The organism is Citrobacter sp. Cf072 (genome assembly GCF_030334485.1).
Lineage (GTDB): Bacteria > Pseudomonadota > Gammaproteobacteria > Enterobacterales > Enterobacteriaceae > Citrobacter > Citrobacter freundii.
Genome location: NZ_JAOWDX010000047.1, coordinates 988,773 through 1,009,393 on the forward strand (window position 1 = coordinate 988,773; position 20,621 = coordinate 1,009,393).

Annotated in this window: 21 protein-coding genes; 7 read left to right on the forward strand and 14 right to left on the reverse strand. The window is 49.2% G+C overall.

Going from position 1 to position 20,621, the window contains the following annotated elements:
* Nucleotides 1-51 precede the first annotated feature (51 nt).
* Nucleotides 52-429 (forward strand): GFA family protein, encoded by a 378-nt coding sequence (locus OGX66_RS23470; RefSeq protein ID WP_088902260.1) that lies wholly within the window; start codon nucleotides 52-54, stop codon nucleotides 427-429.
* Here the strand turns inward: OGX66_RS23470 and OGX66_RS23475 are convergent.
* Complete coding sequence (locus OGX66_RS23475) at nucleotides 426-1,340, reverse strand: bestrophin family protein (protein ID WP_016150234.1); 915 nt, start codon at nucleotides 1,338-1,340, stop codon at nucleotides 426-428. The genes OGX66_RS23470 and OGX66_RS23475 overlap by 4 nt on opposite strands.
* A 322-nt stretch (nucleotides 1,341-1,662) precedes the next feature.
* On the opposite strand from OGX66_RS23475, the gene OGX66_RS23480 reads away from it, so the two are divergent.
* Nucleotides 1,663-2,550: an AraC family transcriptional regulator gene (locus tag OGX66_RS23480; RefSeq protein ID WP_003843648.1), complete on the forward strand. Its 888-nt coding sequence runs from the start codon at nucleotides 1,663-1,665 to the stop codon at nucleotides 2,548-2,550.
* Nucleotides 2,551-2,564: 14 nt separating this feature from the next.
* Here OGX66_RS23480 and OGX66_RS23485 read toward each other — a convergent pair whose 3' ends face one another.
* From OGX66_RS23485 to sad, 12 genes are all read right to left on the reverse strand, one after another.
* Nucleotides 2,565-3,128, reverse strand: a complete 564-nt coding sequence (locus OGX66_RS23485; protein WP_286512330.1) for a helix-turn-helix domain-containing protein — start codon at nucleotides 3,126-3,128, stop codon at nucleotides 2,565-2,567.
* A gap of 18 nt (nucleotides 3,129-3,146) precedes the next feature.
* The gene (locus OGX66_RS23490) at nucleotides 3,147-3,869 is read right to left on the reverse strand and encodes an EAL domain-containing protein (protein ID WP_057101501.1); all 723 of its coding nucleotides are present in this window, start codon (nucleotides 3,867-3,869) and stop codon (nucleotides 3,147-3,149) included.
* Between the two features lie 7 nt (nucleotides 3,870-3,876).
* Complete coding sequence (locus OGX66_RS23495; protein WP_123924703.1) at nucleotides 3,877-4,959, reverse strand: fimbrial protein; 1,083 nt, start codon at nucleotides 4,957-4,959, stop codon at nucleotides 3,877-3,879.
* Between the two features lie 37 nt (nucleotides 4,960-4,996).
* On the reverse strand, nucleotides 4,997-7,495 hold the full coding sequence (locus OGX66_RS23500; protein WP_061549103.1) for a fimbria/pilus outer membrane usher protein: 2,499 nt from the start codon (nucleotides 7,493-7,495) through the stop codon (nucleotides 4,997-4,999).
* A 15-nt stretch (nucleotides 7,496-7,510) separates the two neighbouring features.
* Nucleotides 7,511-8,215: a fimbrial biogenesis chaperone gene (locus tag OGX66_RS23505; protein ID WP_053088687.1), complete on the reverse strand. Its 705-nt coding sequence runs from the start codon at nucleotides 8,213-8,215 to the stop codon at nucleotides 7,511-7,513.
* 205 nt (nucleotides 8,216-8,420) lie between these two features.
* Complete coding sequence (locus OGX66_RS23510) at nucleotides 8,421-8,972, reverse strand: fimbrial protein (RefSeq protein WP_003843639.1); 552 nt, start codon at nucleotides 8,970-8,972, stop codon at nucleotides 8,421-8,423.
* 599 nt (nucleotides 8,973-9,571) lie between these two features.
* Nucleotides 9,572-11,023 carry a tagaturonate reductase gene (locus OGX66_RS23515; RefSeq protein ID WP_046670673.1) on the reverse strand — a complete coding sequence of 484 codons (1,452 nt, stop codon included), beginning with the start codon at nucleotides 11,021-11,023 and terminating at the stop codon, nucleotides 9,572-9,574.
* Between the two features lie 106 nt (nucleotides 11,024-11,129).
* Complete coding sequence (locus tag OGX66_RS23520) at nucleotides 11,130-11,657, reverse strand: GNAT family N-acetyltransferase (protein WP_049003240.1); 528 nt, start codon at nucleotides 11,655-11,657, stop codon at nucleotides 11,130-11,132.
* Nucleotides 11,658-11,738: 81 nt separating this feature from the next.
* Complete coding sequence (locus tag OGX66_RS23525; protein WP_088902263.1) at nucleotides 11,739-12,098, reverse strand: DUF4186 domain-containing protein; 360 nt, start codon at nucleotides 12,096-12,098, stop codon at nucleotides 11,739-11,741.
* Nucleotides 12,098-13,024, reverse strand: a complete 927-nt coding sequence (gene glsB, locus OGX66_RS23530; protein WP_003032436.1) for a glutaminase B — start codon at nucleotides 13,022-13,024, stop codon at nucleotides 12,098-12,100. The genes OGX66_RS23525 and glsB overlap by 1 nt, the downstream gene beginning before the upstream one ends.
* 62 nt (nucleotides 13,025-13,086) lie before the next feature.
* Nucleotides 13,087-14,664, reverse strand: coding sequence for a methyl-accepting chemotaxis protein (locus OGX66_RS23535; protein ID WP_088902264.1), 1,578 nt, complete (start codon nucleotides 14,662-14,664; stop codon nucleotides 13,087-13,089).
* A 103-nt stretch (nucleotides 14,665-14,767) separates the two neighbouring features.
* Nucleotides 14,768-16,156, reverse strand: coding sequence for a succinate-semialdehyde dehydrogenase (sad, locus tag OGX66_RS23540; protein ID WP_088902265.1), 1,389 nt, complete (start codon nucleotides 16,154-16,156; stop codon nucleotides 14,768-14,770).
* Between the two features lie 103 nt (nucleotides 16,157-16,259).
* Between sad and ptrR the strand changes: the two genes are divergently transcribed.
* Both ptrR and OGX66_RS23550 read left to right on the forward strand, forming a co-directional pair.
* Nucleotides 16,260-17,135: a putrescine utilization regulator PtrR gene (ptrR, locus tag OGX66_RS23545; protein ID WP_003032431.1), complete on the forward strand. Its 876-nt coding sequence runs from the start codon at nucleotides 16,260-16,262 to the stop codon at nucleotides 17,133-17,135.
* Nucleotides 17,136-17,356: 221 nt separating this feature from the next.
* A complete protein-coding gene (locus OGX66_RS23550) occupies nucleotides 17,357-18,553 on the forward strand; it encodes a sugar transporter (protein ID WP_003032430.1) in 1,197 nt (398 codons plus the stop codon).
* A gap of 36 nt (nucleotides 18,554-18,589) precedes the next feature.
* Here the strand turns inward: OGX66_RS23550 and OGX66_RS23555 are convergent, their stop codons facing one another.
* Nucleotides 18,590-19,255: a MarC family NAAT transporter gene (locus OGX66_RS23555; RefSeq protein ID WP_003032428.1), complete on the reverse strand. Its 666-nt coding sequence runs from the start codon at nucleotides 19,253-19,255 to the stop codon at nucleotides 18,590-18,592.
* A gap of 257 nt (nucleotides 19,256-19,512) precedes the next feature.
* Between OGX66_RS23555 and marR the strand changes: the two genes are divergently transcribed.
* Genes marR through marB form a run of 3 tightly spaced genes read left to right on the forward strand, consistent with a single transcriptional unit; the run spans nucleotide 19,513 to nucleotide 20,598 of the window.
* Nucleotides 19,513-19,947, forward strand: coding sequence for a multiple antibiotic resistance transcriptional regulator MarR (gene marR, locus OGX66_RS23560; protein WP_003832935.1), 435 nt, complete (start codon nucleotides 19,513-19,515; stop codon nucleotides 19,945-19,947).
* A gap of 18 nt (nucleotides 19,948-19,965) precedes the next feature.
* Nucleotides 19,966-20,349 (forward strand): MDR efflux pump AcrAB transcriptional activator MarA, encoded by a 384-nt coding sequence (marA, locus tag OGX66_RS23565; RefSeq protein WP_003032424.1) that lies wholly within the window; start codon nucleotides 19,966-19,968, stop codon nucleotides 20,347-20,349.
* 30 nt (nucleotides 20,350-20,379) lie between these two features.
* Nucleotides 20,380-20,598 carry a multiple antibiotic resistance protein MarB gene (marB, locus tag OGX66_RS23570; RefSeq protein ID WP_003032422.1) on the forward strand — a complete coding sequence of 73 codons (219 nt, stop codon included), beginning with the start codon at nucleotides 20,380-20,382 and terminating at the stop codon, nucleotides 20,596-20,598.
* The last annotated feature ends 23 nt before the right edge of the window (nucleotides 20,599-20,621 follow it).

Consider the following 20,621-nt stretch of genomic DNA (forward strand, 5'->3'; position numbering starts at 1 on the left):
ATGTCTGGCTTCTGCTAGTGTCTTGCAATATGTTTCTGACGGGGAGTTGTTATGTCTAAAGTCTACATTGGTGGGTGTCTGTGTGGCTCGATCCGTTTCACTGCCAGTAGTCCTAATAATTCCCATACCTGCTCCTGCGATATATGCCGGAAACATACGGGCGCCCCTACCGTCGTCTGGATTGAGTTTGATGCAGAAAATGTAGAATGGACGGGAAAAGCCGGAAAACCGAAAACCTGGCGCTCATCAGCAACGACCAGTCGGGCCTTTTGCCCTCAGTGCGGCAGTTCCGTGGGCGCCATCGATGACGCCCCGGTCATTGCGCTTTTAGCCGGTGCTTTTGACGATCCTAACGATGAAGACCTTGCACCGGAGTTTCATTCGTTTTCCGATATGCAGCCCGCGTGGTGGCAAAACGAACGTCGCTAAGTGAGTTGATAGTGCTTATCCGGCATATGCTTTGCTGGCACATTTGTTTCATCATTCATTTGCAGCAAATCGATTTCGATTGCATTGCAAATCGCATCCAGCGGCAGATCGTTGTTCTCAGTGCCAAACGGATCTTCAAGCTCTTCTGCAAGCGTGTCGAGCGAAATAAAAGTATAGGAAATAAGCACTGAAATAAACGGTGTCATGTAGTGCAGATCGACCACCAATGCAAATGGCAACATGATACAAAACAGGTACACAGTACGATGAAGGATCAAGGTATAAGCAAACGGCACCGGGGTATTAGCAATCCGCTCACAACCGGCCAGTACTGCAGACATATCATTTAACCTATTGTTTAAACTGTGAAATAATATGTCAGACAGTTGACCATTACGTCTGCGTACGGCCAACCACTCGCCCATCAGCAACAAGATGCGGTTTGCCGGTGATTGTGAGGCAAATACCGTCTGCATATCTTTCTCGCTCAGGTATTTCGCTAACGGCTCTGCCTGAGGCTGTCGGCGTAAAGTCATGCGTAAACAGTGGGCAAATGCGATCTGCAGATGAACAAAATACCTCAGATCAGCGTCGTCCGGTAAGGTGGTTTTAACCTCTCGCAGTAATGAGCGGGAAGTTATCATCAACTGCCCCCACAGGTGTCGGGCCTCAACGTAACGTGAATAGCAGGCGTTATTGCGAAACCCCAGAAAAATAGCTATCGCCACGCCGAGAATGCTGAACGGTGCCAGGGTAAATTTGATACCCAGCATCGTATACCATGGCAGGATGATAATAACCACAATAGAAAGAAGGAAATTAAGAAGCAGCCGGGTAAAGATTTTTGATAATACGGAGCCATGCCAGACAAATATCAGGCGTATCCAGTGTTGTTGAGGTCTAACGATCATGGTTATCTTAGAAATGGTTGGGAGCCAACGCATTAAACTTGATTGCGATCAATGTTGCAAGCTTCTGACCACACCAGCTTCTTCCCTGCTAAAAACTTAGTCAACTCCGTAGTTACGGAACGGTGTTTTTTGAAAGTGCTTATTGTATGTTGTAACTAAATAAGATTTATCATTACCATTCGGAAAATACCTCACATTAGAAACAGATAACGTATGCTAACTTTATATTGAATGACCGGACGGGTATTGTATCTTCAGTTTCTTAGTGGTCATTACAGTCATTCATTGGGATATAAATTACATAAAAATCAGAGAATAAATTATGTACATTAAAGAATGGCTCGCGAATCAGACGCATGTTGCTACCTCCGTTTTTCATCTCGGTAGGTACTGCGACGACTGGAAAGCCTCAACATACCCAACCGGTATGCCCAGTTTTCATTTGGTGCTGGAAGGGCAATGCTGGCTTCGCTTCACCGATCGTAACACTGTCGTAAACCTGTCCGAAGGTGATATTGTATTCTTTTTCTTTAATATGCCATTTTATTTGGTCTCTTCTCCCGAGGCGAATGCCGAGAATATTCCAAAAAAGTCGATGTATTCCATCAGTGAACCTAAAGATGGCGATACCGCCCTTCTGTGCGGTTTTTTGCACCCAAAAACCATACAGGGTGAAATTCTTTTTGCTCTACTGCCGGAATTCATGATAATCAAAAAAGATGATACATCCAGCCAGAAAATAAGCCAACTGGTTGCTATTTTACAGCTGGAGTGTTCAGTCTCACAGTCAGGGTGCGAACTGGCTCTCGCACGACTCACCGATCTTTTATTGGTTTACATTGTTGAGCAAATTGTTGATGAACATCTTGTCGATATAAAACTGTTGGATATTTCACAACACGCCCCCTTCTCTGATCTTTTATTGCAGATTATGCATAACCCTACACTCGACTGGTCAATTGATATGATGGCCGGTAAAGTAAATATGAGTCGCTCAACCTTTATCAGAAAGATAGATGATATATGCGGTTATACTCCTAATGAGCTGGTAACCCGACTGCGTATTAACATCGCCATCAACTTATTGCGCAGAGGCTACAAAGTTGAAGAAGTAACATCACGCGTAGGCTATGAGTCATTATCCGGATTTAATAAAGCCTTTCGAAAAATCACGTCGAGCACACCCGCTGATTTTTGGAAAGCACGTTAGTTATCAATGCAAAACTACTCTGCCATACCGTGCATGTCATGCTGTTCATAACGCAGGTATAGAGAAAACGGATGGCTCAATAACCCACTAAATTTTTTAAGGTTGAGCAATAACATAATATTATACTTGTGGCTAAAGAGCGTTTTTATGGAAATATTCAAGTCATCCGTAATCACACGCTGACTCTTATGCAATAATGTCATTGTTATGATATGATGTTGTCTTCTGGTTAAATATATTTTAGGTTGCCATTCATAGAACCTACCATGAACAACCAATTCTCTTAAATCTTGTACCTGAATTGCTCGTGGGATAAACCTCACCTTCATTCCAGTAAAGCATTTTTTAATCCCAAAAGGTGACATAATATACATGCGTTCAGGTTTAATCAGCGCAATCCGCTCGGCCAGTGGCGTATAAATGACATTATTTTTAAAAGTATCTAATATCACATGAGCATGCCGATGACGTTGCAGACAAATATCTTCTACACAACGGATATGCTCTGTCATATCCGGACCCAAAATACAGGAAATTGAATAAAATAAAAAACGATCCTGAGTAATGACGAGATACACCTTTTTATCCTGTGAAAATTAGCCTGATGGCGTGGTTAAGACGGAGTTAATCCATAATGGAACTTCTGGAATGCGATCAATATCGGTACGCTGAAACAGATGCCCCTGAAGCCAGCAATGCGGGGTCGTCATCAGAGCCATTGTGTGGCCGGTGTGTTCTACTCCCTCCACGATGACATTTCCTGCAAAACGAGTCAGATCGCGGATAACCTTTCCCAGCCATGCCTTATCGCTGACATGGTGTTGCCAGAAAAAAGACTTATCAATCTTCGCCCCACTAAAATATCCCCTGATCAGCAAACCAAAATTGTTATGGCTTCCGGAGCCAACATCATCCAGCCACATTGAGGCATGGGGTCGTAAATGATGCAGTAATCCCCGTTTTTCTTTGTCTGAGGTGGGGAAATGCTCATGTACCTCAAGACGAATAAACGGCATTTTAGCGATCATAGAAAGTACGGCCTTGTCACGAAGAAGCCAAACAGCCGTATCAGCATCCACATTCAGTGAGATAACGATGTGGTGGCGAACCAACCAATTTTGCCAGCAGCTAACACCGTACAGTTGGCGCACAAAATTTAGCCATTTATACTCTGGCGTAAGAATATCGGTCACATCGTTGTATGAGACCGCATTCCCTTCAGGTGTCGTAAACGATGTCAGCACTTCCATGGCAACCAGACGCCCCGCCATGGTATAAACCGGCTCACAAACATAACGTTGCTTATAGCTGTTTATCATGCTGCGATTACTGGTAATTAATAGTGTAAGTCAGGCTAGTTTTGATCGACCCGCCCTGCACCGAATCGCTGGTTCGGATGATACGCGCCCCCAACGGAAAACGGACTGAACCACTGCTGTCTCCAACCGTCGGCGTGACAACCATACTGCCCGCGAGATTCTGCGCAACGTACGTTCCTGATTGTTTCGAGGCGACCTGTACGCCAAATCCTGATGCGGTGGCCGTATTATCCAGAGCGACAATTCCATTTACGGAATCAATAGCGGAGGTGTTCGGCGTCAGCGTCATGGTAAGTTTGTTGGGCGCAATACTGCCAGACTGAGACACACTCCCTGAATTAAAGCCGGCTTGAATATTGTACTGGGTATAGCTTCCATTACTGTTATTACCCAGGAATGTAGAACACCCGGTCAAAGTCACTGGCGTATCCACCCACACACTGGCGTCGCCCTGATTTCGTAAGAGCGTGGTGTTAGTCGTTCCCAGATCCCAATTAAAGTTGGGCGTCGTACACGTTGGCGTTTGCAGCGTAAAACCGCCGGTAATTGTATGCCATGCCACTCGAGTCGGATTATTATCGGCATCTATCGCATCAATTCTCACTTGCGGAAAAAGTGCGCTATTCACTGTTCCGGCAGTAATTGGCCCCATTTTGACCAGCTCAATAGTGAACACTAACCAGCCATCAGGACTGTAAGTACCCATCCAGGTAGTATTAAACGGATAATATTTATTCTCGTAAGGGTTACGAAAACGCACCCCTAATCCATTAATCCCCGTCTGATAGATGTTGCTTTGACCGGGGTATAGCGTGCCTCCTGAAAGACTCATGCGCGAATAGGCGCCAGAATTAGTACAAGTCACAGGAACAGCCGTATAGCCACGAACCTGCTGTACGCGGATATTACTCCCTACTGGAAAATCCTCTCCGGCACTAAACGTTGCAGCCTGGAGTGGAACCTGAACGGTATACTGCTGATTTCCAGTCGAACAGACGGCAAGACTATGGCCAGCAAATAACAGCCCGCTCGTCGCAACGAGCAACTGAACTATCCGCAGATGTATTTTGGAACGAATCAAACTGAACATGTATTCTCCAAGATCGTAAATCAAAGCGGCTGTTGCCTTAGCGTCCGCACGAATAGGTTATCTGCTGCATCGCTTTCGCTTCATCCGTCACGCTGAAAGGCATAATGCAGGTACTGGCTTTGCCTGTTAGATCATGGGTGGCAAACAGCTGGCCTGTTTTTGTATTTACCCGGGCGTAGACCATTCCACCTTGCCCTACCATGCCGACGGTATTTCCCTGACTATCCGTTACCGTCGCGCCGAAGGATAAACTTACTTCTGGTTGCGCTGGCGTCAGCAGTAGGGCATAGCCTTGATGCGTGGCAAATTCCGCCACCACTACTGCACCTGAGCGCGGCACCACATTTTGAGTGGTATTTTCGAGTTCAACCTGGTGAGACAGATTTTTCGGATCGAGGCTGACCGAATTTCGCTGATATGGCATTGAGGCAGGCATGACGGCATTGCCCCAGCGGTCCAATTTTAATCCCGGATAACTCAGTACTTCCGCACCTGCAGCACCTGGGGCATTCACTACCACCCAGGTGTCACTGGTATAAGGCGTAAAGGTTACTCCGTGTGGATGCGCCACCATCGAACCTGACAGCCCACCAGACAAGGTATGGTTATCCCGACCTACACCTACAGACGCATTGACGGATGTCCATGGTGAAAGGTACTGACCGCTCACGCTACCGGTACTGCCACTTTGTTCACTGTGGGTTCCCGAAACGCCCCAGCTCATCTGCTGCTTATCTCCGCCAGTTCCGGCCAGCGCAACTTGCTCAGCCAAGCCACCGTTATCATGGGAAACCGAACTACTAAACGTGACAGGGCGCTCCTCACCCAACGGCAAACTGAAGGAAACCAGCCAACTGGTTTCCATGTTTCCCTCTGGGGCACGGTTACGCGTAGCGGTCAGGGTATAACTCAATCGTTTCCAGCGGTTTGAGTAACCAAACTGGTATTGCATGTCGTTCCCATTGCGATTCCAGTAATTCTGCGAAAGCCCGGTGGCAGAGAATGTCCCCCAACCTTCCGCCAACCCCTGACTTAACGTCAGGCTGTATCGGTTTTTGGTCCGGTACAGTAACCCGGCATAAATCGCATCCCCTTTCTGCAAGTTCTGGTACTCCATGGCCTGAGCAAAATCCAGATAATCACGCGTGGAGAAACGATATGCGGCCAGCGCAATATTGCTCTGCGTGTCAGAAATGAGTTTGTTGTAGGTAATGCGATAACTTTGCCCGCTCAGTTTGTCTCTGCTCGTGGAGGTCATAGCCTGGGTCACATCCAGCGCCACGGCACCCAGCGGGGTCGATACCGCGCTGCCGGCCTGATACGCCTGATAGCCATCGCTAAATTGGGTTCCACCATACAACGTCAAGAAGTTAGTAATACCCTGCTGCCAGGTCGCCTGATAAAAAGGTTGACCGTCACGCCCATTCGACTGACGGTATTTCCCTGCCACCGCTTCATAACGCGATGCGCCAGGACGCAACAAATCTGCTACCGAGGCGTAAGGCACAAGGAATGTGCTTTCACTACCATCCGCTTCGCGTACGGTCACGCTGAGGTCGCCACCATAACCGGTAGGATAAAGATCGTTAATAACAAAAGCCCCTGCCGGAACGGTAGTTTCATAAATCACATTCCCGCTCTGCCGTACGGTGACGCGCGCATGGCTGCGGGCGATCCCGCGGATTTCAGGTGCATAACCGCGCTGTGATTCAGGCAACATTTGATCATCGCTGAATAGCGAGACGCCGGTATATGACAACGAATCAAAAAGACGTCCTGAGGTATTAGCTTCACCCACCAGGAAACGACCGCGAACAGAGCTGACATCATGCTGGAGGTAAGTATTAATGCTTTGATAACGATTGCCGCTTCCGGTCTGATTGGTCAGACTCCCGTTATGTCGCAGATACCAGCCTCCAACGTTAAGTCCGCTGTTCAGACTCAAATACTGAGAGTTAAACGTTTCACCGCCAGATGATGATTGATAGGCACTGGCGTTGTAACCTATAAATGCCGCCAGACTGCCATCCTGCCAGAGCGATGGCGGCACAGTACCGCGCGCCGTTTTCGCGAGATCCTGCTGGGGTACGGCAATAACCAGCTTTTGCTCGCTGTTATTCCATGTGAGTTTTGCTGATGGAATCACCTGCTCTACGGGCACGCAGTTGCCGCGGGTCAGCTTATCCATGTCGTGCAATGCGGACGGCATAATATTCAGGTGAGCCAGCAACTCAGGAGTCATACAGGCAGCAACCGTTCCTTGAGACGTTTTATTGAATGTCATTTTCTGCGTTGCCACCAACTCATCATTTAGCCAGATATCCGCTAAATACTCTCCCGCCGGCAAGCTGTTTCCTTGCCTGAACTGCTGCAAGTCGATACCCGCTGTATACGCGCTGTCAAGAAATGTGGTGTTGAACTCAACGTCATCGTCTGGCGCTGCCGTTGCCATAACAGGTATGATCAGTAATGACGCATATATCCAGGCAACGGGCTGCCCTGCCGACAGCATTTCAGCAAGATAAGTTTTACGCATGAGTATCCCCTGCTATTACAACCGGTTTACAGGTTCTGTAACCGATGAGCCGTAATCGTTAATCGCTTCCACGGTAAGGCCATCCGCCACTACACCAGAGGGAAGCGTCAGATCGAGACTGCCGTGCGGTGCCAGCATATCGGCGGGGATCGTTGTTTTTTTGCCTGCGTGCGTCGCGGTTACAGCCACGGCAGAAACGTAGTACGCCGTCGGATTACTCAGGATGATATGATTACCCTGCGCCTGCCAGCGCAGCTGCGCGATTGCCGTACGAGCGCCTTTGTCGTCAAGTGTGACAGGGCGATAAAACAGCTTGATCCTTGATCGAAAGGCCACCTGCACCTGATTTGTCCCTTTCTCACCTACAGGCGGGATTTCCAGCACGTTTAACCAATAAACGCTCTCTCTGTCGGCGGGCAAAGCAGTCCCGGTATATGACAGGCGTAACGTTTGTCCTGCGTCGGCATTCACCCGCGTCAATGGAGGAGTCAGAACAAAAGGAGTGCGCATTGCGTCCGGTTTAATTTCTGGATTACCGTCATCGGTCCAGCTTTGCAGCAATACCGGATATTTTCCTGGATTCGTAATTTGCACGCTGATATCTTTTTCCGCAGCATGATAAATGACTCGGGTGGTATTGATTTGAATACTGGCATACGTCGCTGGTATTCCCGTAGCCAGTAAAAGCGCTGTAGCAGAAAAGAATCGGTGCAGTTTCATAGTATTATTGCCTTTAGAACAGAATATTTAACGATATGCTCTTTATTTTTATAAAATCCGGAGAGGAAGGTTCGACATAAAACCTTCCACTCCGGCTTGTTACGAAGTAAGAAAATTACTGGAGTTTATAGAACACTTTGAAAATGTTTATCTATACTATTCGGAGAAATACTTTTACCAAATTTTCTTAAGTAATATTCTGATATCAGTTGTAGATCAGCGAATACGTTACGCTAGACGCAACCGCACCAGCGGTAGCTGCCCCCGTTGCATAATAGCGTACGGCATATGGCAGAGTTGCATTACCACCACTAATAGGCACGTAGTTACCCGTGTTCTGCGCAATGTCGCCTGCCTTAATTGGCGTATTCCCGGAACCGTCGACAAGCTCCAGCACAACATTGGACGCACCTGTTGTATTGGTATTAACAAGACGACCATTACTGTCTACATTTGCTCCTCTTTCAAAAAAGGCCTTAACAGTGCCAGCGCCTGCTGGGTTAGTCGACGCACACCCAGTGACATCCATTTTAAAAGATGTCTGACCCGCGACATTACCTGCGGTACCTAAAATATTTGCCTGAACAGTTGGCAGCGTCACAGCCGCCGCAGTACTACCTGTTGCGCCATTAATCGTAGCACTACAGGTCTGGTTATTTACCGCACCGGTAAAATTAATAGTGCCATTTCCGGCTGCCTGAACAGCAGAGACAGCAAATACGCTGCTGAATGCAACGATAGCGGCGATTTTTTTCATTATGTTGTTCCTGATAAAAATATAACGAGTTGTTGTGCATTTCAAAAGAGCAGAGTCTCTCTGAGAAGCTGAATCGATTATCAACAGGCTCAAAATTAAATCAACAACTATTTAATCAACGAAAAAAACTTAAAACATAATTATTTCCTAAGATTTCCTTACTGATAATAACTTACGCGACAAATATCTCATCAAAAATTTCAATTGGTATCTTTTAATGAAATTTTTGTAATCCCCATCCACTAAAAGCCTTCATTTATTCATGGTTTTTATATAGCTTTATTTATAACTTTTTTTACAGGTTGAATCAAAAATGTTATATGCGGAAACAGATAAAATGCACTTAGTTTTATATGTCGTTAGAGATAATGGTGGTGATAATACCCATGGGGACTACTTTCATCATGATGCTATTACGGTGTGTGGTGTAATTCTATAGTTTTATAATTAAAAAAAGTATAGTTTGCACGGGTGAACTACGGAAAAAAACATAATTTGTATTACAAAACAAAATGACTCAGGGAGAGTAACCTCTCCCTGAATTAAACACCTTTGCGGCCTGCTAAAATAAAAGCTTATAAATGAATATTAAGCATTTTTTAGCACAGTGGTTTCACGGCTTCACGCATGCCTTTTGCCAGGATGGCATCCAGATCGGCAGAAACTTGCTCCACCAGCCCAGAAACCTGGGTCAGGTCTTGCTCCCAATGTTCTTTGACCGCCAGTACAGTACGCACCAACGCCTCAGTACTTATCTGGCGATCGCGATGTTGGCTCCACAGTTGTTGGAAACGTTCAATCCAGTGCGCATCATCCTGGACCGGATAAGACTCACCGTTACGCTCCCCGCGGTAGAACGCAATCAACGCCGCCAGCGCAAACGTCAGACGTGCGGGCAATTGACCGCTGGCCTGTTGCCCGGCCAGCAGTTGCGGCAATATGCGGGTACGGAATTTAGTCATGCCGTTCAGGGCAATCGACAACAGCTGATGCTTGATGTACGGGTTGCAGAAACGCCCCGTCACCGCACTGGCAAAGGACGCCAGCTCATCGCGCGGTAAATCCAGTACCGGAATGATTTCTTCATAAATAGCTTTTTCAACGAAGGCGCAAATTTCTGCGTCATTCATCGCCTCGCCCACGGTGTCCAATCCTGCCTGCCAGGCAACAGGAACCAGCGCAGTGTGAGCACCGTTGAGAATCGCCACTTTGCGCTCTTTGTACGGTTTGATGTCATCCACAATCAGGACATTCAGCGGATACTTATCCAGACGTAGTTCTGCGGCTAATGACTTCGGCCCCTGAATGACAAACAGATAGAAGTGTTCTGCCGTGTCGAGGAAAGCGTCATGATAGCCCAGTTCAGCTTCGAGCTTAGCTACCTCATCACGCGGATAGCCGGTAACAATACGGTCCACCAGCGTAGAGCAAAATGCATTGGCCTGATCCAGCCACTGAATAAACGCTTCCGGCAGCATCCATTCCTGAGCGTAGCGAAGAACCAGTTCACGCAGCGCATCACCGTTATAATCAATCAGTTCGCAAGGTATGATAATCCAGCCTTTATCCAATGCGCCGTTAAAATAGCTGAAGCGTTCGAACAGCAGACGCGTCAGTTTAGCCGGATAACTTACCGCTGGCGCGTCGTCAAACTTATCGCCCGCGTGGTAACTGATACCTGCTTCCGTGGTGTTAGAGAACACAAAACGCATATCAGGATTATGTGCCAGCTTCAGGAACTCATCGTATTCGCTATAAACGCTGATTTCACGGTTAACTGAACGAATTAGACGAGCATCGCTGACAGCCTCGCCTTTCTCATTCAAACCACGAATGATAGTAGTATAGAGGCCATCCTGCGTACTCAGAGATGGCGGGAAGGTACTTTCGATAGGACGAACAATGACCACACCAGCGTTCAGATCGGTATGTTCGTTCAGCAGATCAACCTGCCAGTCTACAAAGGCGCGCAGGAAGTTTCCTTCACCAAACTGAATAATGCGTTCAGGATACTGAGCTCCGGGGAAATCGCGACGATTTAGTGTTTGCACAATGGGTTCCCTTTATGATTAGTCATACAACCTGATTGAATTGGTCCAATAGGTTAGCAAACTTTAATACATTGAAACCCTGTTTTGATCAATCCCCGACGACAAATTAGAGCGTTTTATAGAAAAGTGTGGTCCCGGTCAGCGTCCCATCGGGCATTTGGGCATAGTCAGGTATCACTCCTACCTTTTTCCACCCGCAATTGTGGTAGAACAACTCCGCGCCACTGCCCGTCGCCGTATCAAGCACCAGCAGCGTTTTACCTTGTTGACGCGCGCAACTTTCCAGTTCGTTCATCAATTCACGAGCCAGGCCACCGCGCCGCGCTGAGGGGTGAACCAGCAGTTTGGCAACATCAGCACGATGAGGTTGATTTTCAGGTTGATCGATAATGAGTTGGACGGTACCGACAAGCGTCCCCTGCGCGTTCTGCGTACCAAGAACGATCCGTTCTCCGCGAGAAACACTTTGCGCGACGTTCATCCAGAAAGGCTCTGATTTTTCGCGATTAAAGGGCAGAATAAAACTGATGGAGGCGCCGTCATTGACGCACCGTTCAAGAACATCGCTGAGCTCGTCGATTCGCGACAGAATCTGTGCCGCGCTCAGCACAAAGCAGGGTTTACCGGAAGCCATGGTTTCTCCTTAGATTGACCCCCTTCATACTACTTTTAACAATTACACAACACTAGGGGTCATATCATAGGATAATGTTATCTATGGCTTGTTCATCTGAAGCACTAACCAGTGATAAATAACCGCGACAACGTAACGTTTTTGTTCATCGTTTAGCGCTACGCCCTGAGGTATATCATGCCATTTCGCCAGACACCCTCGACAGCACGTTGCCGTAGCATGTTGAGCGATAAATACCGGGTGACCACGCATGGGAGTCTGTTTACCATCATTGGCGGGAAACGCAGGTGCCAGTCGTTTAGCAATAAAATCCGCAGCATGTTGTTCGATAACCGGCGCCCCTTTATCCAGACAATACTGCCTTTCTTTCTGACCAAGACGAAACCGCGAGCGAAACGTTGATTTCGCCAGCCGGGCAAAAAGAGGATCGAGCGTATTCATCAGTAAACCGAACGCCCCAGCTGTTGTGTTAATTGCTCCAGCACGGCGATACCGGCCAGTGAATTTCCCGCCGGGTCCAGTTCCGGACTCCAGACAGCAATCGCCATCTCGTGAGGCACGATCGCCACGATGCCGCCACCCACACCAGATTTCGCCGGAAGCCCGACCCGCCAGGCAAACTCCCCTGCGTTCTGATACATGCCGCTGGTCGCCATTAGCGCATTGATCTGCCGGGCCTGCATCGGCGTCACCACGGGTTCCGCAAGATGAAAGGCATGCCCTTGATTTGCCAAAAAGACAAAGGTTCGCGCCAACTCCACACAGCTCATTTTTAGCGCGCAGTAGTGAAAGTAATTCTGCAAAACGGTGGTCACGTCATGGTGAAAATTGCCGAAGGATTTCATCAGCCAGGCAATTGCGGCATTACGCGCCGAGTGTTCAAACTCTGATCGCGCGACCGTCGCATCATAAGCGATATCCGAAACACCGCTTAACGCCCGTACCACTTCCAGCATCCGTTGACGCGGTGCGCTTAGACGCCCTTGCAACATATCGCAAACCACCAGCGCCCCGGCGTTAATAAAGGGATTGCGAGGGATACCCTGCTCCATTTCCAGCTGCACCAGGGAGTTAAAAGGATGGCCAGAAGGATCTTTGCCGACACGCTGCCAAATCTCCTCTTCCTGATAGTGACGCATTGCCACGACCAGGCTGAGCACCTTTGAAATCGACTGAATAGAAAAACGTTCCTGCGCATCTCCCGCCTGATAGTGCTGTCCATCAACGGTACAGATAGCAATACCCAGTTTTGAACCGTCGACAGAGGCTAATGCCGGAATATAATCAGCGACTTTACCCTGACCAATCAGCGGACGAACCTGCTGCACAATGGTCTCTAAAATTGAATTGTCCATGGCCCTGGCCACAACATGCTCCTTGCTCGCAGGTATGAAAGGCCTGCGAGTATAACAGAGCTGAATACGCAGCGTCAGGCCGGAAGGCGGAATCTGGCCACGGCCTGCATAAGCTGGCGGGATTCATGGTGTAGCTGCAAGGAAGAGTCAGATGCAGCATTCACCAGATCGCTGGTTTGCCGGGCTTCGCCGTTCAGGACATGCAGCTTTCGAGTCAACTGGTGAATATTGTTCCCTTGATTTAACGTTGCAGTCGAAATGTCGTTCAGCAACGCGCCAAGATTCTCAACCAGTTCGATAACCTGCTGCAAATTTTTATCCAGTCCGTTAACCGCGTGAAAGCCCTCTTCAATGCCCTGTAACGAGTGTTTAATCAGTGTCTGAATGTTTTGCGTAGACTGACCGCTTTTTCGCGCCAGCAGCCCAACTTCTTTTGCAACCACGGCAAACCCACGCCCTTGCTCCCCCGCATGTGCTGCCTCGATTGCCGCGTTAAGAGCCAGGATATTTGTCTGAAATGCAATATTATCGATAAGCGTTGTAATACCTCGCATTTCAGACGAACGTGTCACAATCGCCTGCATTGACGTATTTACCGTCGCCATCATTCGGTCCCCGCCTGCCGCAACATCTCGCGCCTGCACAGCGCGTTGATTCGCCAGTTCAGCAAAGCCACTGTTATCCTCAACATGCATTTCCAGCAACGAAATATGCGATGTCACGCTGCTTAACTCTTCACTTTGTTTCGCCGACTGCTGATATAGCTGTTTATTGTTCTGCGCAAGTTCGTTGATATTTCCTACCATTGCAGTGGTGGCATCGTTCACCTGCTGCACCAGCGCGCAGAGACCTTGCTGCATTGCAGCAATACGCGAACTTAATTGCGTCACTTCCCGATTAAACTGACTCACCTGCGGGGCCGGGCGAGACAGGTCACCCGCTGCTAAAATATCGATATGATCGATCAGCCGTCGCAGTGGCATAATCACCCAACGGGACATACTGCGCCAGACCAGAAAAGCAATAACCACCAGCACGAGAGGAATAAACAAAAATAGATTCTGTAAACGCTCAAGACTGGTCAACAGCTGCTGACGCCCAGCTTCCGCATGTCGCCCACTGTTCTGCTGAAAGCGCGCGTAATTAGCGTTAAAGTCCGTCTGAAAGGCCTGCACGGGTACGGCAAAAAACGCATCAATGGAACCTGACTGCATCAGCCCATCCGCCTGCTCCAGAATACCGCTATAAAAACGCTGATAGCTCTCCGTTAGATCCAGATCCGGCTGCGGTTTCATATCCCGCCAGGCATCCCATGCACTTTTTGACTGCGCCAGCGCCCGGTACGCCTCTTCCATTAACGGACGCCAACTCCCGTCCGAACCGGTGGCGGCATCCTGCATAAAATAAACTCCCGCACGGTTAAGTAAATCGCTGGCAGATAATAACGCCACCCGCGCTTCATCAACCTTCGCCTGCTGTATATGCGCGAGTTGATTACGTCCTTCATTATGCTGTGCGCCGCTGACTGAGGCCGAAAGCATTAAGGAGGACGCGACCTGCAAAACAGAGAACAGCGCAATAATGCAAAAAATGCCGGTTAACAGACCAAACTGACGGGGTATAAGACGACTGAAAATTTGCGTTATGTTCATATTACTCTTCTGTATCAAAGCGTTAGACGCGAGTGTACGGAGAGTAAATGACAGAAAAATTGCAGAAATAAGACAGGTGCCTCCAGCGGAGACACCTACACCATCAAAGGCGGTTTTTCCAGACGGTCTGCACGTTACAAAACTCATGCAAACCAAAGTGCGAAAGCTCTCGGCCAAAACCACTTTTCTTCACACCGCCAAACGCAACGCGGGCATCGCTGGCACTGTAACCATTGATGAATACGCCACCACACTCCAGGCGTGACGCCATCTTCTGCGCCAGCACTTCATCCGCAGTAAACACCGTGGCAGATAAGCCGAAATCACTGTCATTCGCCAGCGCTAAGGCATGTTCCGCATTCTTCGCCACGGTAATTGCCGCAACCGGACCAAACAGCTCCTGGCGGAACGCCGTCATCTCTGGAGTAACATCGCCCAGTACCGTCACGGCATAGTAATTACCATGACCCGCAATTTTTTCCCCGCCGAGAAGTAACCGCGCCCCTTCGGCAAGGGTGGCTTCAACCTGCTGGTGCAGCTCATCACGCAGATCAAATCGCGCCATCGGCCCCAGATCGTTTTCTTCGTTCAGCGGATCGCCCATTTTGAGTGCGCTCGCAGCGGCCACAAAGCGTGAAGTAAATTCTGCCGCTATCCCTTCTTCGATAATAAAGCGTTTGGCTGCCGCACAAACCTGCCCGGTATTCTGATAACGCCCGGCGACCGCCGCCTTAACGGCCAGATCGAGGTCTGCATCATTAAGGACAATAAACGGATCGGAGCCCCCCAGTTCAAGAACGCATTTTTTCAACGCGGCCCCCGCCTGGGCGCCAATCGCCGCACCAGCACGAACACTACCCGTCACCGTTACCGCCGTGATACGCGGGTCATTGATCATCTGACTGACCCCTGCGTTATCGGCATTCACCCACCCGTAAACCCCCGCCGGTACACCCGCATCAGCGAAAACCTGCGCAATAATTGCAGCACAGCCGGTTACGTTAGGCGCATGCTTTAACAGGTAACCATTTCCGGCCAACAGAATCGGGACGGCACCTCGCATTACCTGCCAGAGTGGGAAGTTCCACGGCATGATCGCCAGAATAGTTCCTACCGGACGATACTCAATCACCGCCTGGTTATTCTCCACCAGCGTGGGTTCCGGACTGAGCATCACCGGTCCATGCTCGGCGTACCAGTCACACAACGCAGCTGACTTAGCGACTTCAGCCCGCGCCTGCTTAATGGGTTTACCCATTTCACGTGAGATACACTGCGCCATCTCTTCCGCACGATGGCGCAGAGCTTGCCCAATATGGCGCAGCGTTTGCGCACGGTGCTCAACGGAAGTGTGTTTCCATTCGCTATAGCCATTCGCTGCAAGGTTCAGCGCATGATCAATCTCTTCCACGCTGGCCCACGGCGTCGCCGTCAGTCTTTCACCGCTGGTAGGGTCAATGGAAATCGCATGTGTTGCTGCTGTGATAGTCATTAAGTGCCTCTCTTTATCGCAGGGTATGGTTATATCATGAGCATATTTACTCTTTCTGAAAAATGAATAATATTAACCATACCATTCACGAATAGAGAAAATTATGGATCTGACGCAGCTGGAAATGTTTAATGCCGTCGCGGAGACTGGCAGTATTACGCAGGCCGCTGCGAAGGTTCATCGCGTGCCATCTAATCTCACCACCCGTATACGTCAGCTTGAAGCCGACCTGGGCGTTGATCTGTTTATTCGTGAAAACCAGCGTCTGCGGCTTTCCCCATCCGGGCACAACTTTTTGCGCTACAGCCAGCGGATCCTCGCGCTGGTTGAGGAAGCCAGGATGGTCGTCGCCGGGGATGAGCCGCAAGGACTCTTCTCTCTCGGCTCGCTTGAAAGTACGGCAGCAGTACGCATCCCCGCCACGCTGGCTGAATATAACCAGCGTTACCCCAAAATTCAGTTCGCGTTAGCGACAGGTCCTTCTGGCACAATGCTGGACGGCGTGCTCGACGGTACATTGAACGCTGCCTTTGTCGATGGCCCAATTACCCATCCAGGCCTTGAAGGAATGCCGGTCTACCGTGAAGAGATGATGATTGTCACTCCTAACGGTCATCCCCCCATTCAGCGGGCCAGCGACGTCAACGGTTGCAGTATTTACGCCTTTCGCGCCAACTGTTCCTATCGCCGCCATTTTGAAAGCTGGTTTCATGCCGATCGCGCCATGCCCGGCACCATTCACGAAATGGAGTCATATCACGGTATGCTGGCCTGCGTCATTGCCGGAGCGGGTATCGCACTGATCCCGCGTTCGATGCTGGAGAGCATGCCAGGGCATCATCAGGTAAACGCCTGGCCGCTAAGCGAGAACTGGCGCTGGCTGAATACATGGCTGGTCTGGCGCAGAGGTGCAATGACGCGGCAACTGGAAGCGTTTATTGAGGTGTTGAACCCCCAGTTATCACAGAGCCCGGAGTAACTGGCGATCCTCAAAGAACATGAATAACTGTATATCCGGGTGAAGTCATACCCCGGAATTTCATTATTATTGAAATACTTAAAAATATGAGGAATGTTCGGCAGTAAATTATAGCGCCCTACCAATGAAATGAGATCCGCATCACAAAATGATTGTATTTTCGCCAGCAAACGTTTTAAGATCGTGGCCTTACCTTTTCGCAGCTAATCCTCTTATTTGATATGACAACAGACACTGTTTCCCGCAAGGTCGCGTGGCTACGGGTAGTTACGCTTGCCATTGCCGGTTTTATTTTCAATACCACAGAGTTTGTCCCTGTCGGTTTGCTTTCCGACATCGCACAAAGCTTCAATATGCAGACCGCTCAGGTCGGGATCATGCTGACGATCTACGCCTGGGTTGTTGCCCTGATGTCGCTCCCCTTCATGTTACTTACCAGTCAGGTAGAGCGCCGAAAACTTCTGATCTGTCTGTTTGTTGTGTTTATCGCCAGCCATGTGCTCTCTTTCCTGGCATGGAATTTTACCGTGTTGGTAATTAGTCGTATTGGTATTGCCTTTGCGCACGCTATTTTCTGGTCGATCACCGCATCGCTGGCAATTCGCCTGGCTCCTGCCGGGAAACGTGCACAGGCTCTCAGCCTGATTGCCACTGGCACTGCGCTGGCGATGGTGTTGGGGCTGCCCATCGGGCGTATCGTCGGTCAGTATTTTGGCTGGCGCACAACCTTCTTCGCCATCGGTATGGGGGCGTTAGTTACCCTGCTTTGCCTGATTAAGCTCCTGCCCAAACTACCCAGTGAGCACTCCGGCTCTTTAAAAAGCCTGCCCGTGTTATTCCATCGCCCGGCATTGATGAGTCTGTATCTACTGACGGTGATTGTGGTCACCGCGCACTATACGGCCTATAGCTATATCGAACCGTTTGTGCAGACCGTCGCGGGCCTGAGCGCAAACTTTGCTACAGTCCTGTTGCTGGTTCTGGGTGGTGCGGGAATTGTCGGTAGCGTCATTTTCGGTAAGCTGGGTAATCTGCATGCGTCCGTACTGATTAGCAGTGCCATTGCCCTGTTGACGATATGCCTGGTACTGTTACTTCCCGCCGCTGACAGCGAAATGCACCTTGCCATCCTGAGTATTTTCTGGGGCGTCGCCATCATGCTGATAGGCCTGGGTATGCAGGTGAAAGTTCTGGCGCTTGCTCCGGATGCGACTGACGTCGCAATGGCGCTGTTCTCAGGAATCTTTAATATCGGTATTGGCGCTGGCGCGCTGGTAGGCAATCAGGTGAGTTTGCACTGGTCGATGTCTACGATTGGTTACGTCGGCGCAGTGCCTGCCGTTGCCGCGTTGATATGGTCGGTGATTATCTTTCGTAAATGGCCGGTATCACTGGAAGAACAGCCTCAGCATTCATAAAAAATATGCCCGGTAAATATTACCGGGCATATTGTTTTAAGCGTAGGTTTTGATAATTTCCAGCACGCCGTTAATAATAAACTGCACGCCCATACACACCAGCAGGAAGCCCATCAAACGAGAAATCGCTTCGATACCACCTTTACCGACCAGCCGCATGATCCCTCCGGAACTGCGCAAACAGCCCCACAGGATAATCCCGACAACCGCAAAAATAATCGGCGGCGCGATCATGATCACCCAGTCCGGAAATTCGGAACCATGACGCACGGTGGACGCGGAGCTGATGATCATCGCAATCGTCCCCGGACCGGCAGTGCTTGGCATAGCCAGCGGTACAAAGGCGATATTGGCCGTCGGTTCGTCTTCCAGCTCTTCAGACTTGCTTCTCGCTTCCGGAGAATCATGCGCCTTCTGCTGCGGAAACAGCATCCGGAAGCCGATAAACGCAACGATTAACCCACCCGCAATACGTAACCCGGGAATCGAAATCCCGAACGTATTCATTACCACCTGCCCGGCGTAGTACGCCACCATCATAATGGCAAATACATAGACAGATGCCATGAGTGACTGACGGTTACGCTCTGCGCTGTTCATATTGCCGGCTAGGCCAAGGAACAACGCCACGGTGGTTAACGGGTTTGCCAACGGTAACAGGACTACCAGCCCCAGTCCTATTGCTTTAAACAAGTCCATCATAATGTCATCTTTCCTGTGCGTTAATCGTCAGCGGCAAGTATACGGTGTAATCCGCGAGATAAGCCATTTTCGTGATGTAAGGATTCATTTTTCATCCGCACGTATAAACCATAATTATCAAACCGTTAAAATTCCACTCGCCAGGTATTTAGTCTGATGATTTAGCAAAACGTGGCATTTGCGGATCCATTCGTTTGACTTATATTTGCCTAAGCAATAATATCAGCCGTGACTAACTACTTGCCAGGGCAACCATTGTGAAAAACACCAGTGATCTGTTTAACGAAATCATCCCACTGGGTCGTTTGATCTATATGGTTAATCAGAAAAAAGATCGTTTGCTAAACGACTATCTGTCACCGCTGGATATCACGGCATCGCAGTTCAAGGTGCTCTGCTCCATCCGTTGCGCGGTGTGCATCACCCCTGTCGAATTGAAAAAAGTGCTGTCTGTCGACCTTGGCGCCCTGACGCGGATGCTGGACAGACTGGCCTGTAAAGGCTGGATAGAAAGGCTTCCGAATCCACATGATAAGCGTGGCGTGCTGGTGAAACTCACCGAGCATGGCGCAGCAATTTGCGAGCAGTGTCATCAATTAGTAGGGCAAGACCTGCACCAGGAACTAACAAAAAACTTAACGGCGGATGAAGTAGCCACACTTGAGCACTTGCTTAAGAGAATCCTGCCGTAAACAGAAAGAGGTATGACGATGTCCAGACGCAATACTGACACAATCACTATTCATAGCATTTTGGACTGGATCGAAAATAACCTTGAATCGCCGCTCTCACTGGAAAAAGTGTCTGAGCGTTCAGGTTACTCCAAATGGCACCTGCAACGGATGTTTAAAAAAGAAACCGGTCATTCACTGGGTCAATACATTCGCAGCCGTAAAATGACTGAAATAGCGCAAAAATTAAAAGAGAGTAACGAGCCCATTCTTTATCTGGCAGAGCGTTACGGTTTTGAGTCTCAGCAGACGCTGACCCGGACATTCAAAAACTATTTTGATGTTCCACCGCACAAATACCGTATGACGAATATGCATGGCGAATCGCGCTATTTGCTTCCACTCAATCAATGTAATTGCTAATCGCCAGTTAACGACGTAACCGAGGAAATCATGAAACTTCTGTCTTATGCAATGCTGGCCCTGCTGTTTGTTGTTTCGGGTCAGAGCATGGCGGAACAGACCGCGCAACCTGCCACACAGAACAGTCGCGACGCGATGATTATGCCCCCTGCGCACGATCAGTCCCCGTTCGATTTTAATCATATGGGTGCAGGCAGCGACAAGTCCGACGAATTAGGTGTGCCTTATTACAATCTGCGCAACCTGTAATTATATTGCCCCGCTACTGCGGG

Excerpts from the sequence above, each read along its gene's own strand:
- OGX66_RS23480 (WP_003843648.1), top strand. The coding sequence starts at position 1,663 with ATGTACATTAAAGAATGGCTCGCGAATCAGACGCATGTTGCTACCTCC.
- OGX66_RS23495 (WP_123924703.1), bottom strand. The coding sequence starts at position 4,959 with ATGTTCAGTTTGATTCGTTCCAAAATACATCTGCGGATAGTTCAGTTG.
- OGX66_RS23535 (WP_088902264.1), bottom strand. The coding sequence starts at position 14,664 with ATGAACATAACGCAAATTTTCAGTCGTCTTATACCCCGTCAGTTTGGT.
- marB (WP_003032422.1), top strand. The coding sequence starts at position 20,380 with ATGAAACTTCTGTCTTATGCAATGCTGGCCCTGCTGTTTGTTGTTTCG.
- OGX66_RS23490 (WP_057101501.1), bottom strand. The coding sequence starts at position 3,869 with ATGATAAACAGCTATAAGCAACGTTATGTTTGTGAGCCGGTTTATACC.
- OGX66_RS23470 (WP_088902260.1), top strand. The coding sequence starts at position 52 with ATGTCTAAAGTCTACATTGGTGGGTGTCTGTGTGGCTCGATCCGTTTC.
- OGX66_RS23550 (WP_003032430.1), top strand. The coding sequence starts at position 17,357 with ATGACAACAGACACTGTTTCCCGCAAGGTCGCGTGGCTACGGGTAGTT.
- marA (WP_003032424.1), top strand. The coding sequence starts at position 19,966 with ATGTCCAGACGCAATACTGACACAATCACTATTCATAGCATTTTGGAC.
- OGX66_RS23520 (WP_049003240.1), bottom strand. The coding sequence starts at position 11,657 with ATGGCTTCCGGTAAACCCTGCTTTGTGCTGAGCGCGGCACAGATTCTG.
- sad (WP_088902265.1), bottom strand. The coding sequence starts at position 16,156 with ATGACTATCACAGCAGCAACACATGCGATTTCCATTGACCCTACCAGC.
- OGX66_RS23505 (WP_053088687.1), bottom strand. The coding sequence starts at position 8,215 with ATGAAACTGCACCGATTCTTTTCTGCTACAGCGCTTTTACTGGCTACG.
- OGX66_RS23555 (WP_003032428.1), bottom strand. The coding sequence starts at position 19,255 with ATGATGGACTTGTTTAAAGCAATAGGACTGGGGCTGGTAGTCCTGTTA.
- ptrR (WP_003032431.1), top strand. The coding sequence starts at position 16,260 with ATGGATCTGACGCAGCTGGAAATGTTTAATGCCGTCGCGGAGACTGGC.
- OGX66_RS23525 (WP_088902263.1), bottom strand. The coding sequence starts at position 12,098 with ATGAATACGCTCGATCCTCTTTTTGCCCGGCTGGCGAAATCAACGTTT.
- OGX66_RS23475 (WP_016150234.1), bottom strand. The coding sequence starts at position 1,340 with ATGATCGTTAGACCTCAACAACACTGGATACGCCTGATATTTGTCTGG.
- OGX66_RS23510 (WP_003843639.1), bottom strand. The coding sequence starts at position 8,972 with ATGAAAAAAATCGCCGCTATCGTTGCATTCAGCAGCGTATTTGCTGTC.
- OGX66_RS23500 (WP_061549103.1), bottom strand. The coding sequence starts at position 7,495 with ATGCGTAAAACTTATCTTGCTGAAATGCTGTCGGCAGGGCAGCCCGTT.